The sequence below is a fragment of the Lentimicrobium saccharophilum genome, assembly GCF_001192835.1.
Lineage (GTDB): Bacteria > Bacteroidota > Bacteroidia > Bacteroidales > Lentimicrobiaceae > Lentimicrobium > Lentimicrobium saccharophilum.
Window position 1 is genome coordinate 1,841,051 of sequence record NZ_DF968182.1, and the last position, 15,858, is coordinate 1,856,908.

At 47.6% G+C, this 15,858-nt stretch carries 18 protein-coding genes; 4 read left to right on the forward strand and 14 right to left on the reverse strand.

Going from position 1 to position 15,858, the window contains the following annotated elements; genetic code table 11:
- The 14 genes from rplV to TBC1_RS07095 form a co-directional block, all read right to left on the reverse strand.
- The gene (rplV, locus tag TBC1_RS07030; RefSeq protein ID WP_062040141.1) at nucleotides 1-402 is read right to left on the reverse strand and encodes a 50S ribosomal protein L22; all 402 of its coding nucleotides are present in this window, start codon (nucleotides 400-402) and stop codon (nucleotides 1-3) included.
- Between the two features lie 14 nt (nucleotides 403-416).
- Nucleotides 417-695 (reverse strand): 30S ribosomal protein S19, encoded by a 279-nt coding sequence (gene rpsS, locus TBC1_RS07035; RefSeq protein ID WP_062040143.1) that lies wholly within the window; start codon nucleotides 693-695, stop codon nucleotides 417-419.
- 23 nt (nucleotides 696-718) lie between these two features.
- Complete coding sequence (gene rplB, locus TBC1_RS07040) at nucleotides 719-1,543, reverse strand: 50S ribosomal protein L2 (protein ID WP_062040146.1); 825 nt, start codon at nucleotides 1,541-1,543, stop codon at nucleotides 719-721.
- A gap of 5 nt (nucleotides 1,544-1,548) precedes the next feature.
- Nucleotides 1,549-1,839: a 50S ribosomal protein L23 gene (gene rplW, locus TBC1_RS07045; protein WP_062040148.1), complete on the reverse strand. Its 291-nt coding sequence runs from the start codon at nucleotides 1,837-1,839 to the stop codon at nucleotides 1,549-1,551.
- A gap of 49 nt (nucleotides 1,840-1,888) precedes the next feature.
- Nucleotides 1,889-2,518, reverse strand: coding sequence for a 50S ribosomal protein L4 (gene rplD, locus TBC1_RS07050; RefSeq protein WP_062040150.1), 630 nt, complete (start codon nucleotides 2,516-2,518; stop codon nucleotides 1,889-1,891).
- Nucleotides 2,509-3,138 carry a 50S ribosomal protein L3 gene (gene rplC, locus TBC1_RS07055; protein ID WP_062040152.1) on the reverse strand — a complete coding sequence of 210 codons (630 nt, stop codon included), beginning with the start codon at nucleotides 3,136-3,138 and terminating at the stop codon, nucleotides 2,509-2,511. The genes rplD and rplC overlap by 10 nt, the downstream gene beginning before the upstream one ends.
- A gap of 73 nt (nucleotides 3,139-3,211) precedes the next feature.
- Nucleotides 3,212-3,517 (reverse strand): 30S ribosomal protein S10, encoded by a 306-nt coding sequence (gene rpsJ, locus TBC1_RS07060; protein ID WP_062040154.1) that lies wholly within the window; start codon nucleotides 3,515-3,517, stop codon nucleotides 3,212-3,214.
- A 33-nt stretch (nucleotides 3,518-3,550) separates the two neighbouring features.
- Nucleotides 3,551-5,653, reverse strand: a complete 2,103-nt coding sequence (gene fusA / locus TBC1_RS07065; protein WP_062040156.1) for an elongation factor G — start codon at nucleotides 5,651-5,653, stop codon at nucleotides 3,551-3,553.
- Nucleotides 5,654-5,692: 39 nt separating this feature from the next.
- Complete coding sequence (gene rpsG, locus TBC1_RS07070) at nucleotides 5,693-6,160, reverse strand: 30S ribosomal protein S7 (RefSeq protein WP_062040157.1); 468 nt, start codon at nucleotides 6,158-6,160, stop codon at nucleotides 5,693-5,695.
- Nucleotides 6,161-6,191: 31 nt separating this feature from the next.
- Entirely contained in the window at nucleotides 6,192-6,599 is a 408-nt protein-coding gene (gene rpsL / locus TBC1_RS07075) for a 30S ribosomal protein S12 (protein WP_062040159.1), read from the reverse strand.
- A 531-nt stretch (nucleotides 6,600-7,130) separates the two neighbouring features.
- Nucleotides 7,131-7,880, reverse strand: coding sequence for a LytR/AlgR family response regulator transcription factor (locus TBC1_RS07080; protein ID WP_062040161.1), 750 nt, complete (start codon nucleotides 7,878-7,880; stop codon nucleotides 7,131-7,133).
- Nucleotides 7,849-8,922 (reverse strand): sensor histidine kinase, encoded by a 1,074-nt coding sequence (locus TBC1_RS07085; protein ID WP_062040163.1) that lies wholly within the window; start codon nucleotides 8,920-8,922, stop codon nucleotides 7,849-7,851. The genes TBC1_RS07080 and TBC1_RS07085 overlap by 32 nt, the downstream gene beginning before the upstream one ends.
- Nucleotides 8,923-8,940: 18 nt before the next feature.
- Entirely contained in the window at nucleotides 8,941-9,657 is a 717-nt protein-coding gene (locus tag TBC1_RS07090) for a LiaF transmembrane domain-containing protein (protein WP_062040165.1), read from the reverse strand.
- A 202-nt stretch (nucleotides 9,658-9,859) separates the two neighbouring features.
- A complete protein-coding gene (locus TBC1_RS07095) occupies nucleotides 9,860-10,135 on the reverse strand; it encodes a hypothetical protein (RefSeq protein ID WP_137305501.1) in 276 nt (91 codons plus the stop codon).
- Nucleotides 10,136-10,471: 336 nt separating this feature from the next.
- On the opposite strand from TBC1_RS07095, the gene TBC1_RS07100 reads away from it, so the two are divergent.
- The 4 genes from TBC1_RS07100 to TBC1_RS07115 all read left to right on the forward strand — a co-directional run bounded on the left by TBC1_RS07100 (nucleotide 10,472) and on the right by TBC1_RS07115 (nucleotide 15,839).
- Nucleotides 10,472-12,769, forward strand: a complete 2,298-nt coding sequence (locus tag TBC1_RS07100) for an ATP-dependent helicase (RefSeq protein WP_082189513.1) — start codon at nucleotides 10,472-10,474, stop codon at nucleotides 12,767-12,769.
- 200 nt (nucleotides 12,770-12,969) lie between these two features.
- On the forward strand, nucleotides 12,970-13,638 hold the full coding sequence (locus TBC1_RS07105) for a DUF4290 domain-containing protein (protein WP_062040169.1): 669 nt from the start codon (nucleotides 12,970-12,972) through the stop codon (nucleotides 13,636-13,638).
- 46 nt (nucleotides 13,639-13,684) lie between these two features.
- Entirely contained in the window at nucleotides 13,685-14,995 is a 1,311-nt protein-coding gene (murA, locus tag TBC1_RS07110; RefSeq protein ID WP_062040170.1) for a UDP-N-acetylglucosamine 1-carboxyvinyltransferase, read from the forward strand.
- A 259-nt stretch (nucleotides 14,996-15,254) separates the two neighbouring features.
- Nucleotides 15,255-15,839 carry a nucleotide exchange factor GrpE gene (locus TBC1_RS07115; RefSeq protein ID WP_236695643.1) on the forward strand — a complete coding sequence of 195 codons (585 nt, stop codon included), beginning with the start codon at nucleotides 15,255-15,257 and terminating at the stop codon, nucleotides 15,837-15,839.
- The last annotated feature ends 19 nt before the right edge of the window (nucleotides 15,840-15,858 follow it).

The window sequence follows — 15,858 nt, forward strand, 5'->3', positions numbered from 1 at the left end:
TTATTGTGCAATTCTATTGTCAATCAACAAAGTAACATGATTCGAACGCTTGCGGATACGATGGGCACGACCCTGGGGAGCAGTGCGGATACGTTTCAGTGAACGGCCACCGTCAACACCTACCTCTTTCACAAAGAGACTGGTTTCTTCCATGCGTACGCCCTCATTCTTGGCCTGCCAGTTGGCAAGCGCTGAAAGCAGCAGCTTGTGCATACGGCCACTGGCCTCCTGGGGCGAATGTTTAAGCACATGCAGTGCCTGTTCCACCTTCATGCCGCGGATCATATCAGCCACCAGGCGCATTTTCCTGGGCGATGTAGGGCAATTCCTGAGCTTGGCAAATGATTCAGTCTTCTTTGCTTCCTTGATCAGCTCAGCTCTGTTATGTTTACGTGATCCCATTGGTTTTTCCTTCTTTATTTTTTACCTTTATCTTTACTACCGGCATGGCCCCTGAAGATACGGGTGGGTGAAAACTCCCCGAGTTTGTGACCTACCATATTCTCAGTAACATAAACCGGGATGAATTTATTTCCGTTATGGACGGCGATAGTCTGCCCCACAAAATCCGGAGAAATCATCGAAGCACGCGACCATGTTTTAATCACAACTTTTTTGTTGGAACTGATGGCGTCTAATACTTTCTTTTCCAGTTTGTAGTCGATATAAGGACCTTTTTTAAGCGAACGGCTCATTTTTAATGCTGTTTAAGGTTCAATTACTTCTTCCTTCTTTCGATGATGTATTTATTCGAAGCTTTCTTCGGATACCGGGTCTTGTAACCCTTTGCAGGTAACCCCTTGCGTGAACGCGGATGTCCTCCTGAAGCCCTTCCTTCTCCACCGCCCATCGGATGATCTACCGGGTTCATAACAACGGCACGTGTACGTGGCCTGCGACCGAGCCAGCGGCTGCGTCCGGCCTTTCCTGAAACCTCGAGGTTATGCTCCGTATTGGAAACCATTCCTATGGTTGCCTTGCAACTCTGAAGGATCATGCGGGTTTCCCCTGAAGGAAGTTTGATAACGGCAAATTTGCCATCGCGCGACATCAGCTGTGCCGACGATCCGGCGCTACGTGCCATCTTTGCTCCCTGTCCGGGCCTGAGCTCAATATTGTGAATCACGGTACCGAACGGAATCTCACTCAGGTAAAGCGCATTCCCGATTTCAGGCTGTGCGCCTTTGCCGGCAATAACTTCCTGACCTACCTTCAGTCCATTGGGTGCAACGATGTAACGTTTCTCACCATCGGCATAGTAAAGCAGGGCAATACGGGCGGTACGGTTCGGATCGTATTCAATGGTCTTTACCGTTGCAGGAATATCCTCTTTATCGCGTTTGAAGTCGATGATACGATATTTCTGCTTGTGACCACCACCTATTGACCTGATGGTCATTTTACCGGTGTTGTTTCGGCCACCAGAGCTTTTCCTCGGCTGCAGCAAACTCTTTTCAGGGCTTGTAGCAGTTATGTCATCCAGTGCGCTAACCAGTTTGAAGCGCTGACTTGATGTGGTCGGTTTGAATTTTTTTAAAGCCATTATCTTTAAATATTGCTATAAAAATCAATTGTTTCACCCTCAGCTAAAGTTACAATAGCCTTTTTGTACGAACCTGCACGGCCTTTAACCATCCCGGTCTTGGTAAACCTGGATTTGTTCTTTCCGGCATAATTCATGGTGTTTACTTCAGTAACTTCAACGCCGTAAATCTCTTCCACGGCTTTCTTTATCTGCAGCTTGTTGGAATCCTTCTGCACGATAAAACCGTAACGTTGAAGCTTGTCGCCTAAGGCTGTCATCTTTTCCGTAACTACCGGCTTTATTATGATACCCATTGTGTTTCTTGTTAATGGTTCTTAATCTCAGCGCTGTGAGCGTGATTGTTTAGTTCTCAAAGATTTTTTCGATTTCGGCAACCGAGCTTTCGAGAATTACCAGGTTGTGGGCACGAAGAATTTCGTATGTATTTAAATCACAAGCCCTTACAACCCTTGCCTGCTTCAGATTTCGGGAGGACAAATATACGGCTTTATCGCTTTCGCTTAACACCATAAGTGTCTTTTTCCCTGAAAGTTGCAGATTATTCAGTAATTCAATGAAATTTTTGGTTTTCGGTTTGTCAAAGCTGAAGTCTTCCAGAATCATGATGCCGTTATCTTTGGCCTTGTGACTGAGGGCCGACATACGGGCCAGTTGCTTCAGCTTCTTGTTCAGTTTGAAACCATAATCCCTGGGCTGAGGTCCGAATACCCTGGCACCACCCCGCATAAGCGGAGACTTGATACTGCCTGCACGGGCGCCACCGGTTCCTTTTTGCCTCTTCAGTTTACGTGTACTGCCCGAAACAGTTGATTTCTCTTTCGAGCTATGGGTTCCCTGACGCTGATTGGCCAGATACTGTTTTGTATCAAGGTAAATCGCGTGGTCGTTGGGTTCGATATTGAATACCGAATCGTTCAGGTTAACCGTTTTACCGGTCTTCTCCCCTTTGATGTTATATACTGTTAGCTCCATCTTTCTACAATTACGTATGATCCGTTAGATCCGGGCACTGCACCCTTAATTAACAAAAGATTCTTTTCCTTGACAATTTTTACGATCTGGAGGTTGATCATCTTTACCCTTTTGTTTCCGGTCTGACCAGCCATGCGCAATCCTTTGAATACGCGTGAGGGCCATGAGGAAGCGCCTACCGATCCGGGAGCCCTCAACCTGTTGTGCTGTCCGTGGGTTACACCACCAACGCCGCTGAAACCGTGCCGGCGGATAACACCCTGGAAACCTTTTCCCTTGGAAATGCCCACTACGTCAACAAATTCGCCTTCTTCAAAAACATCCACCATTACCGCGTCACCAAACTGCTTGCGGTGACCGGACTCAAAACGGGTAAACTCAACAAGTTTACGCTTGGGGGATACACCTGCCTTGGCAAAATGGCCCATCTCGGCCTTGTTGGTATGCTTTTCCTTTTTATCGTCGTAAGCAAGCTGGATGGCATCGTATCCGTCCACTTCCTTAGTCCTGATCTGGGTGACATAGCAGGGCCCGGCTTCAATAACCGTGCAGGGCACATTCCTGCCATTGGCATCGAATACGCTGGTCATCCCGATTTTTTTTCCTATAATTCCTGACATTGCAGTATCATGTTAAAATTGATGATTCTTTTTTTAACCCCGCCACGCTAAACGCGGCTGTGCGGCAATCCGATCAGACTTTGATCTCTACTTCAACACCACTGGGCAACTCAAGCTTCATAAGTGCATCAATGGTCTTGCTGGTAGTGCTGTAAATGTCAAGGAGACGTTTGTATGAGCTTAACTCGAACTGCTCCCTTGATTTCTTATTGACAAAGGTTGACCTCAGCACGGTGAAGATTTTTTTGTTGGTCGGCAGGGGAATGGGGCCGTTAACAACTGCACCGGTAGATTTCACGGTCTTTACGATCTTTTCGGCAGATTTATCAACCAGGTTGTGATCGTACGATTTCAGTTTTATTCTGATCCTTTGGCTCACGTTACTTAGGTTTATTGATTTTATTTTCTTTGTTTATTTAACAAGATATCCTTTTAACTTGTAGATTACATCGTCAGTGAGGCTGGCAGGAAGCTCGGCATAATGCGAAAACTCCATGCTCGAATTCCCCCTGCCCGAAGTAATGGTACGCAAGGCTGTAACATATCCGAACATTTCTGACAGAGGCACATGGGCCTTTACAACCTGATAGCGGTTTCTGTTATCGATACCATCGACACTTGCACGCCGCTTGTTAAGATCACTGGTAATTTCACCAACATACTCATCCGGGCAATTGACCTCAAGCCTCATTATCGGCTCAAGCAATACATTCCTGCCCGATTTTGCAGCTTCCCTGAAACCGACTTTTGCACAGATTTCAAATGCCAGGGCATCGGAATCCACCGAATGGAAGGATCCGTCAAGCAACCTGACTTTCAGACTCTCGAGAGAGAAACCGGCCAGCACGCCATTCTGCATCGCAATGCGGAATCCTTTTTCAATGGCCGGAATGTATTCCTTCGGGATATTCCCGCCCTTAACATCATTGATGAACTGCAATCCGCGGATTCCGGCATCGGCAGGGCCCATCTCAAAAAGGATGTCGGCAAATCTGCCCCTGCCACCGGTTTGTTTCTTATAAACTTCACGGTGCTCAATGGTTCCCACAAACGCTTCTTTATAAGCGACCTGGGGATTACCTTTGTTGATCTCTATCTTAAACTCACGTCTCAAACGATCGGCAATGATTTCAAGATGAAGTTCACCCATACCGCTGATAACGGTCTGACCCGTTTCCTCATCCACCCTTACGGTAAATGTGGGATCCTCTTCGGCAAGTTTATTAAGCGCTGAATCCAGTTTGTCAACATCGTCCTGGGCACGGGGCTCCACGGCGATACTGATCACCGGCTCGGGAAACTCAATAGATTCCAGAACGATCGGATGTTTTTCATCGCAAAGCGTATCGCCGGTCCTGATTTCCTTAAAACCAACAACTGCCGCGATATCACCGGCCTCTACCTGTTGCAGGGGATTCTGCTTGTTGGCATGCATCTGCATGATGCGGGCAATGCGCTCCTTTTTACCGGTTCCGGTATTCAGCACATAACTGCCTGCAGCCAGAGTGCCGGAATAAACCTTGATAAATGCAAGGCGGCCTACAAACGGGTCGGTGGCAATCTTGAAAGCCAGGGCAGCGAATGGCTCCGAGGCTTCCGGATGACGGACCTCCTCCTTTTCAGTATTGGGGTTGATTCCGGTTATGGAATCGATATCAGAAGGATTCGGCAAGTATGATACAATGGCGTCGAGCAGCGGCTGTACGCCTTTGTTTTTAAATGAAGCGCCGCACAACACCGGGGTTATCCTGTGCTCGATGGTAGCTTTGCGGATGATCGCACGCATTTCATCGGGGGTGATGGAGTTGTGGTCGTTCAGGAACTTCTCAAACAATGCTTCTTCTTCTTCAGCAACGCCTTCGATAAGTCTGGTCCTGTATTCTTCAACAAGTTCGGTAAGTTCAGCCGGAACATCGGTAATGTTGAAAACCGAACCCAGAGAATCATCGTCCCAGATGATGGCCTTATTGGTGATAAGGTCGACCACCCCGGTAAAGTCGTCTTCCTCTCCGATGGGAATCTGAAGGGGAATGGGGTTGGCGCCGAGTTTCTCTTTCATCTGGTTGAGAACCCCGAAGAAATCGGCCCCCGAACGATCCATCTTATTGACAAAAGCGATGCGGGGAACCTTGTATTTATCAGCCTGTTTCCAGACAGTTTCGCTCTGAGGCTCAACACCTCCAACGGCACAGAACAAGGCGACCGCGCCATCGAGTACCCTGAGTGAACGCTCTACCTCAACGGTAAAATCTACGTGGCCCGGGGTGTCGATGATATTGATCTTATATTTTTCGTTCCTGCAATCCCAGTAAACGGTGGTGGCTGCCGAAGTAATGGTGATTCCGCGTTCCTGTTCCTGGATCATCCAATCCATGGTGGCGGTTCCTTCGTGCACTTCACCGATTTTATAACTGATCCCGGTATAATACAATATCCGCTCCGTTGTCGTGGTTTTACCCGCGTCAATGTGCGCCATAATGCCGATGTTGCGTGTATGTGCTAATTTAACGGACATTGGATATTGTGTGGTGTATCAGTGATCAGTTGTTACAGATTAAAACCTGAAATGTGAGAATGCCTTGTTGGCGTCGGCCATACGGTGGGTATCCTCTTTTCTTTTGAATGCAGCACCTTCTTCTTTGTAAGCGGCCATGATTTCACCGGCGAGTTTGGCACTCATGGTTTTTTCGTGGCGTTTGCGTGCAAAAAGGATAAGGTTCTTCATGCCGATGGAGCTTTTGCGGCCCGGACGGATCTCTGAAGGAATCTGGAAAGTTGCTCCTCCGATACGGCGGCTGCGCACCTCTACATTAGGGGTAACGTTGCTGAGCGCTTTCTTCCATACTTCAAGGCCATCTTCGCTGGTCTTCTCGGTAACGGTTTCTATGGCTTCATAAAAAATCTGGAAAGCCAGGTTTTTCTTCCCGGTGTACATGAGGTTGTTGACGAACTTGGTTACAAGCACATCATTGAACTTCGGGTCAGGAAGTATGATTCTCTTTTTTGGTTTTGATTTCCTCATTGTTGTAAGCTGTTTTTACCTGAAACCAGTTTTACTTTTTACCTTTTGCCGGAGCAGCTACCTTACCGCCTTTGGGACGTTTGGTGCCGTATTTTGACCTACGCTGGTTCCTGCCGTCAACGCCCGATGTATCAAGCGCACCACGGATGATGTGGTACCTTACACCCGGAAGATCCTTTACCCTGCCACCGCGGATCATTACGATCGAGTGCTCCTGCAGGTTGTGGCCTTCGCCCGGAATGTATGCATTCACTTCCTTGGTGTTGGTAAGCCTTACCCTGGCTACTTTGCGCATGGCTGAATTGGGTTTCTTGGGAGTGGTGGTATATACCCTCACACAAACACCCCTTCGCTGCGGGCAAGAATCCAGAGCAGGTGATTTGCTCTTATCGGTTAACTTGTTGCGTCCTTTACGAACCAATTGCGAAATTGTAGGCATATCAATACTTTTAAATTGTTTTTTGGTTACTCGGCTACCCCTGTTTTTTGGGGACTGCAAAAGTACAGCATTATTTTATATTTACAATAGGCTGAACAAAAATTATTTAACCCGCTCAGGCGTTTGTTCATGATGAAAAACAAAATGCCTTTAAAGTAATAATCCTGTCGCCGGGACTGTGTTTCTGAAATCGGTGGGAAAGCAATAAGGGGAGACAAATTTAGCCTTTGAGGCCTGAAGACTCATCAATTGCAGAAGGTTTTTTTGAACGCTGCCCTGGGGGCAGTCTGCATTGATTGAAACCTATATTGTCTTACTTTATCAGGTTTCCCGGATTCGAAAATCTCAGAAAAATTGTGCATTTCAGGAAGTTAAATTCAATTCGTTCCTTTCAAATGCGGCTGCAAAAGTACTTAATAATTTGACACCTACAACTTTTTTTGCTGATTTTTATTGATTTTCTCAAAAAAAACAGCCGGAAGTCAGAAACGACCGGCCAATAAGATGATTTAAGATACTTTACACGCTGCATTACAGCAACTCTCTCAGCCGCTTATAACCTTCGGCGCTGGCTTTCAGCCGGGCGCCGCTTTTCAATACCACCAGGTGGGTATCTTTTCCGTAAAGGTCAACCGAAACAATCTGGCTGATATTGACGATATGGCTGCGATGAATCCTGATGAAACCGTTGCGGGGCAGGTGACTTTCGAAATACTTCATGGTTTTTTCCTTCAGGTGGTTGCCCAGGGAAGAACAGATCATCACGTAGTCGTCCTGGGCCTCTATATAATATATGGTATCAACCGGGATCACCACGATGCGGGAGCCAAGTCTGGCTACCACCCTGTCGATTTCGCCCGGAGTTTCCTCAAACTGACGCTTCAGATCGGTAACAGGCTTTGTGGTGAGATCACCTTTATCCTCAATGCGCAGCAGCGCCCTTTCAACTGCCTGCCTGAACCTGGAAGCCGAAAAAGGCTTGAGCAGATAATCAACGGCATTCATTTCGAAAGCCCTGATGGCAAATTCATCGTATGCGGTAGTGAAAATGATCGGAGGCGGGTCCGTCAGTAGTTCCAGCAATTCAAACCCGTTGATCTTGGGCATCTGGATATCCAGAAAGATCAGTTGCGGCTTCAGCTCCTGTATCGCTTTCAGGGCTTCAAAGCCGTTCTCGCATTCTCCGGCAATTTCAAGCGCCGGAAAATCCTTCAGGTAATGTTTGACCAGATCCCGTGCGGGCGGCTCATCATCTATTATCAGTACTTTGATCTTTGACATTTTCAGGAAATTTCAGTTTTACTTCAAAAGCATCTTCAGTTTTGCGGATATTCACCAGATCAGGCATCCCGTATACCATACGCATCCGTTTCATTACATTCGAGAGGCCGGTACCCGTTCCTTTGCGGCCCGGAACCGATGGGTCGTAATTATTGATCACACGCACCTCAAGCCAGGGGCCGGTAATCTGCGCGTTCAGTTGTATCACGGATGCCCCGGGGGTATCGTAAACTCCGTGTTTCACAGCATTCTCAACCAATGGCTGCAGAATCATGGGCGGCAAAGGCCAGCCCAGCGCCAGTTCATCAATCTGCTCGCTTACCTGCAGCCTTCCCCCGAACCGGACTTTCTCAATCTCGAGGTACAGCCTGAGGTGGTACAACTCCTTGCTGAGCGAACTCATGCTGTTGTCGGAAAAACTCAGGGAATACCGCATAAATTCCGACAGGTTGATGACCATCTCCTGCGCCTTTGCAGGATTGGTTATGGTGAGCGAACTGATTGAATTCAGCGAATTGAACAGGAAATGCGGCTTGATCTGCGAACGCAGGGCATTCAGTTCCGTTTCATAAAGCATGGTTTGCAGCAATTGCTCCCGGGTCCGGTGTTCGCGGAGGTTCTCATAATTGATCACCAGGTAAAAGACCGAGACCAGAATAATGTAGAGCAACAGCCCGACCATGATTCTTACCATCAATGTTTCGGTGAGAAACAAACTGTATGCATCATCCTGGCCGGTAAGATACCCAAGGATAAAATAACTGCTTCCAAGCCAGATAATTACTGAAACCGAACTGCTGGCAGCCAGTCGCCAGATCATTTCAAGCCTGCTCAGTTTCTCGTAATCACTGATCTTCACCATGTGCCACAACCCGACGCCCAGCAAGGCATAGATCAGGTTCATGACCAGGACTTCCGCAACGGCATTGCTCAGCTCAAGCCCGTATTGGTTATGGATGATGATAAAATGGATCAGCGAAATGACCATCCAGGTGGAAATGTAAAACAATACATTCCGGCTGATTCCCGATCTTTCCAGCATAACTCAGTGATAAACCGGTTAGAAACTTTTTAATTCACCGCCTCCAAAGATGGCAACGCCTTTAATGACAAGGGTTTTATTATAATCCACGTTGATATTGCGTCGTTTATCGGCAAAACCTCCAAAGATGTTGAACACCTCCATTTTTACATTCCAGTCGGAAGGCACCAGCAGGGTGGACCCTCCGAAAATGGCAACCATTTCCAGTACATTGTCTCCTTCCGAAAGCTGACACTGTGTAAGGTCAAGTTTTGAGCCGCCGAAGATGGCGATAACTTTTCCTCCGCGCATGGATGGAGTATGAATGACGCGTTCGCTTCCACCGAAAACAGCAACATCTTCAATAAAGTCATCACTGCCGGAAGTTACACGCTCCCTTTTCAGGCTCCTGAACAGGGTGGTATGCGAAAAGATGACAGCCAGACCGACCAGAATAATCACAACCGGCCAGAAGTATCCCAGCATATTAAATCCTTCAATCCGGCCCTGTAAAAATATAAGCCCGACAACCACGAGTATGGTTCCCCATCCGTAATGCTTGCCGGCAAAGTTGATCAGACCGACGACGATCAGCAGCGAAGGCCAGGAAAAAATTACGCGCCAGGCAGCATCGTTGACAACGCCCATATTGCGCAGCATGTAGAGAAGACCAAAGGCAATGATGGCCAGACCGACCAGCGTGGTTTCAAGGTGCCATGTCCGGTTCAGCGGATTGCGGTTCAGATTGTTTTCCATTGTTGTAAGAGTTTAAGTTGAGAAATATTTTTACCCTGCAAATTTAGGGGTACAATAAAGCGGGAAGGTAATACAAATCGGTAAAAAGGGGAAAAAGCCCGGTAAATCAGTTTATGCAGGGTACAAAAAAAAGAACCGGGGCGCTCGCCTGCCCCGGCATCTTCATTCCACTCATCGAATAACGGTTTTCAAACCGTCCATATCATACAAAATCAGCATCGGGCAAATCAGGCAGTCCCTGCAGATTGCCGATAAAACGCGCATGGTTGAATGCTTCCCCATAGCGCATAAGCCGGAACAGCTCAACCTGAACCGCCATATAGATCAGCCGCCTGGCTTCCACATCGGTAAATGAATCCTGCAAAAGCCGCTGATAGGTCTGTGCCGTTTCGGGAGGGTCATTCCTGCGGATCTGCTTGTCAACGATCTGCTCTATAACCATTCCTATACTCTCGTCACGTTTTATGTTGCTTATCATTGTTCAGTAAATTAAGAATACAACCATGCTGCAATACCGGGATTTATTGAAATCCAAAAAACAGGAAACTGCAGTTTTTCTATTACCAAAACAGGAACACTGACAAATACGCAACCACTGCCCCGGGCTGGCCGGCAAATTCTTTCTCCGGCCTTTTGCAGCAAGTCATGCAGCCTGTTCTCTGGTTTATCCTGAAGGGGCCTAAAAGTAACAGTTGCGCAAGTAATTTAGATTATTTCTAAATAAGATAATATGGAATAGCCCTTCAAATTAGCCGGAGACATCAGATCACAGAAAAAGTATGCTAATTTTGCACGACCAATCAAACCCATTAAAGTGTCGCAACTGCTTAAAGAATTAAATGAAGCCCAGCAACTTGCGGTGACCAGCAGCGATGGTCCCGTGATGGTGATCGCCGGAGCAGGTTCAGGCAAAACCCGTGTATTGACCTACCGTGTCGCTTACCTGCTTGAGCAGGGCGTAGACCCGTTCAATATCCTGGCGCTGACATTTACCAACAAGGCTGCCAGGGAAATGAAAGAACGCGTGATCGGGCTGGTGGGAAGTCAGGAAGCACGAAATGTCTGGATGGGCACCTTTCATTCCATTTTTGCGCGCATTTTAAGGGTGGAGGGTCACCTGCTGGGCTTTCCTTCCAACTTCACCATTTATGATACGGATGATTCGAAGAGCCTGATCAAGACCATACTGAAAGACCTCAGCCTCGATCCTAAAATATATGTACCGGGGGCGGTGCTTTCCAGGATATCTTCGGCCAAGTCGAACCTGATTTCGGCCGAGGAATATAAAGCCAACTCCGCCATTGAAGAGCAGGACAGGATTGCCAACAGGCCGCAGACCGGCGAGATCTTCCTGCATTACAAGACCCGCTGCTTTAAAGCGGCAGCCATGGATTTCGACGATCTGCTGTTCAACATGAACCTGCTGCTCCGCGACTTTCCGGAAGTTTTGTTCAAATACCAGCAAAAGTTCCGTTACATTCTTGTGGATGAATACCAGGACACCAACTTTGCTCAATACCTGATTGTGAAGAAACTGGCAGCGAGAAATGAAAACATCTGTGTGGTAGGCGATGATGCGCAGAGTATTTACGGTTTCAGGGGGGCAAACATCCAGAACATCCTGAATTTCAGGAAAGATTATCCCGATGCCAAAACCTTCAAGCTGGAACAGAACTACCGCTCAACCAAGATGATTGTAAATGCCGCCAACAGCATTATTGCAAAAAACAAGGATCAGATTTTCAAGGAAGTATGGACCGAAAATGAAGAAGGCAAACTGATCAGGATACTGAAGGCCAACTCAGACACGGAAGAGGGAAATATGGTTGCCAACGCGGTGTTCGAAACCAAGATGAATCAGCACTGCCAGAACAGTGATTTCGCCATCTTATACCGCACCAACGCCCAGTCGAGGGCCATTGAGGAATCACTGCGCAGACTGAACATCCCCTACCGCATCTACGGCGGCCTGTCATTTTATAAACGCAAGGAAATCAAAGACCTCCTTGCTTACTTCAGGCTTGTGGTAAACCCCCGGGACGATGAGGCGTTCAACCGCATCATCAATTACCCCGCCAGGGGCATTGGGAAAACCACCCTTGAGAAAATTGAGCTGGCCGCCGGAGTTTCCGGTAAAAGCCTCTTTGAGGTTGCGTCTGCTGCAACACATTATGTGAAGGGACTGAATTCGGGCACTATCTCAAAAATAGAGGAATTCACCACCATGATCGCCGCGTTTCATCAGCAATTGCAAGTACTCAACGCGTATGAGCTTGCCATTAAAATTGCCAGAAACTCCGGATTACTGAAAGAGCTGGCGGCCGATGATACGGATGAAGGGCAGTCGAGGGTTCAGAACACCGAGGAGCTCCTCAATGCGGTAAAAGATTTTTCCGAAAAGGAACAAACCCTGTTTCCGGATGAAGAAACGGGTGAACTGAGCGCTGCTGAAGTAACCCGTACCCTCGATAAATTCATGCAGGAAGTGGCACTGCTTACCGATGCCGACAGCGACGATAAGGACGACATGAATAAGGTGGTGCTGATGACAATTCACGCGGCAAAAGGGCTCGAATTCCCGTATGTTTTTATTGTCGGGCTTGAAGAAAACCTGTTTCCTTCAGTCATGTCGCTGCAGTCGCGCGCCGATATTGAAGAAGAGCGGCGATTGTTTTACGTGGCGCTGACCAGGGCCGAAAAACAGGTCATCCTCTCCTATGCTGAAACCCGTTACCGCTGGGGAAACATGACCATGAATGAGCCCAGCCGTTTTCTCGATGAAATAGAAGAAAGTTTTATCGAAAAACCGGCGCGCAAAATTTCGTCATCTGGATTAACCGGAAAATCCGGCGATGGGCTTAGAAAAGAATCCGTTTTCATCAAAAAGCAACTTAAAAAAATCAGCACTGCCGAGGGGCCTGCGGTTCAGGGAGCAGAAACGCCCCCTGAGCTGATACAACCCGGCGTGGAGGTAGAACATGAGCGTTTCGGCAAGGGAAAAGTGCTCAGTGTGGAAGGCAGCGGCCCGAATATGAAGGCAACCGTCTTCTTTGCTGCCGTAGGTCAGAAACAATTATTACTTAAATTTGCGAAACTCAGGCTGGTAAATTGATTTAATTTGTATATTTGCACCCGGTAATCAGGCCAGCAATTAATTATCTCCGGGCAAATACCAGTTTAACGAATTCCTGACACTATCAGTAAATTTAAGCTTTGACAGCAGTTTTCAGATGCTAATCCTGCCTTATTAAGACTGCTACCAACACTTATCAATCAACCCCGACAAGAAGATTTCTATTAATAAAATGTTATATGGATTATAACAGCACCCGTGAAAAGCTCATTATTCCCGAGTACGGACGCAATGTGCAGAAGATGGTCGCCTATGTGATCAGTATTGAGGACCGCGAAAAACGCACCAACCTGGCCAAAACGCTGGTTAACGTGATGGCGCAACTCCATCCCGATCAGCGCGACACAGTGGATTACAAAAGAAAGTTGTGGGACCACCTGCACATCATTGCAGATTACAAACTCGACATCGACGGGCCGTACCCTGCTCCTGCGCCGGAGGAAAAAATCAAAAAACCGCAAAGTATTCCTTACCCTCAGGAAGACATCCGCTTCAGGCCTTATGGCAAGAACATCGCCAAAATGATCGAAAAAGCCTGCCTGTTTGATGATGGCCCTGAAAAGGACGCATTGGTAAAAAACATTGCCAATCACCTCAAAAAATCATACCTCAACTGGAACCGCGATTCAGTCAATGACGAGCTGATTACCGAGCACCTGAAAGTGCTTTCGCACGGCAGACTGAAGCTGAGTGAAGATACCCGGCTGACGCACACCAGCGAATTGCTGGCCCGGAATAACCCGCCTGCCGCCATTCCCCATAACCAGAACAACAAACGCAGAAAATTTAATCCTAAAAACGATAAGAACAGCAACTATCGTGACATGAGGAACCGTAAAAAGAATTAACTTGCCTGCCTGTTAATTTACGGTTGGATTTAACTTTCTGATAACTATGAGCTCTTTCATTATCAACGGAGGCAGAAAGCTTCATGGAGAAATTGTGCCTCAGGGCGCTAAAAACGAAGCGCTTCAGATATTATGCGCTGTTCTGCTGACTCCCGAACCGGTTACCATCCACAACATTCCTGACATCAGGGACGTGAATAAACTGATTGAGCTGCTGGGTGAAATGGGCGTCAGCGTGACTCCGGCCGGCAAAGGAACCTATATTTTCCAGGCAGGAGATATTGACCTTGACTATTTAAAAACCAAAGAATTCCGTAAAAAAGGAGCCGGGCTGCGGGGCTCGGTGATGATCCTTGGTCCACTGCTTGCCCGTTTCGGCAAAGGTTATATTCCACATCCTGGCGGTGATAAAATAGGCCGACGAAGGCTCGACACCCATTTTACCGGTCTGCAGAAACTGGGCGCGCGTTTCGAATCTGACGGGCTTAATACCTTTTACAGTGTAGACGCCACGGAGCTGAAAGGCTGTTACATGCTGCTGGATGAAGCATCGGTAACGGGCACCGCCAATGTGGTGATGGCTGCCGTTATGGCAAAAGGCACGACTACCATTTTCAACGCCGCCTGCGAACCCTACCTTGTCCAGTTGTGCCGTATGCTTAACCGCATGGGGGCGAAAATATCAGGCGTAGGCTCCAACCTGCTCAGCATCGAAGGTGTTGAATACCTTTCCGGAACAAGCCATACCATGCTGCCCGATATGATTGAAATCGGAAGTTTCATTGGTCTGGCCGCAATGACCGGTTCGGAAATCACCATAAAAAATGTTCAATACAAGGAATTAGGGATTATTCCGGAGGTTTTCAGAAGACTGGGCATTCAACTTCAGCTGCGTGGAGATGACATTCTTGTTCCGGCCCAGGAAACTTATGAAGTAGAAACCTTTATGGACGGATCTATCATGACCATCAGCGATGCACCCTGGCCGGGATTTACCCCTGACCTGATCAGTATTGCCCTGGTGGTGGCTACCCAGGCCAAAGGCAGCGTGCTGATCCACCAGAAAATGTTTGAAAGCCGTCTGTTTTTTGTGGATAAGCTGATTGACATGGGGGCACAGATCATCCTTTGCGACCCTCACCGGGCAACGGTAATCGGCCTCAACCATCAGGTGCCGCTCAGGGGAATCACCATGTCATCGCCGGATATCCGGGCCGGAGTGGCGCTGCTGATCGCGGCCCTTTCGGCAAAAGGGAAAAGCCAGATCGATAACATTGAACAGATCGACCGCGGATATCAGGATATTGACGGAAGATTGCGTTCGCTCGGCGCCGGTATTGAGCGTATCGAAGGTTAGGCTGCCCGGAAAAGAAACATACACTGCAGGATACAGGCCGGACCATCAACAGGAAAATTCCGCTGATCAGCAAAGATGCTCAGCGCTGTTGTGATCGTTTTAATACAGCCGAAGTAAACCCTGACAGCCTGAACCATCAATCCTGATTTCTCAGAAAAACACTGTCAATTTGGCGTTGGAACCTGACTGGCAGGCATTTTGCAATAGGTGCATCAAAAAAAACAAAACAGGGCAAAACCTGATGAAAATATTCGGAAACATGGGTAAACAAAGTAAGCACAAGCCGGAAAGCGCAGAAACTGTAAATGAAAAGGCACCTGTAAATGCGCAACCTGAGACCAATGAAACTGACATTCCGGCACAGGAGGATGTGGCAAAAGAACAGCCTGCAGAAGAGTTGTGCGGGGAGCTCAATAAGAAATACGACGAACTGAACGATAAATATCTCCGGCTCTACTCTGATTTTGACAATTACAGGAAGCGCGTCATCAAAGAGAAAATCGAGCTGAGCAAGAATGCATCGGAAGAAATAATAACCGGGCTGCTACCGGTTCTCGATGATTTTGAGCGGGCCATCAATGCTTTCGCCGGAGGGGATGAACCGGACCCGGTAAAAGAAGGAATTACACTGATCTACAATAAATTCAGAAATCTTCTGGTGCAAAAAGGATTGGCTGAAGTGGACGCCATGGAGCAAGCTTTTGACACCGACTTCCATGAAGCCATCGCCAATGTGCCTGCGCCGGCCGAAGCGCTCAAAAACAAGATCATCGACGTAACCCAGAAAGGATATACCCTTAATGGCAAAGTGATCAGGTTTGCAAAGGTGGTTGTCGGAATCTAAAATAAGTTTAAATCGAAAA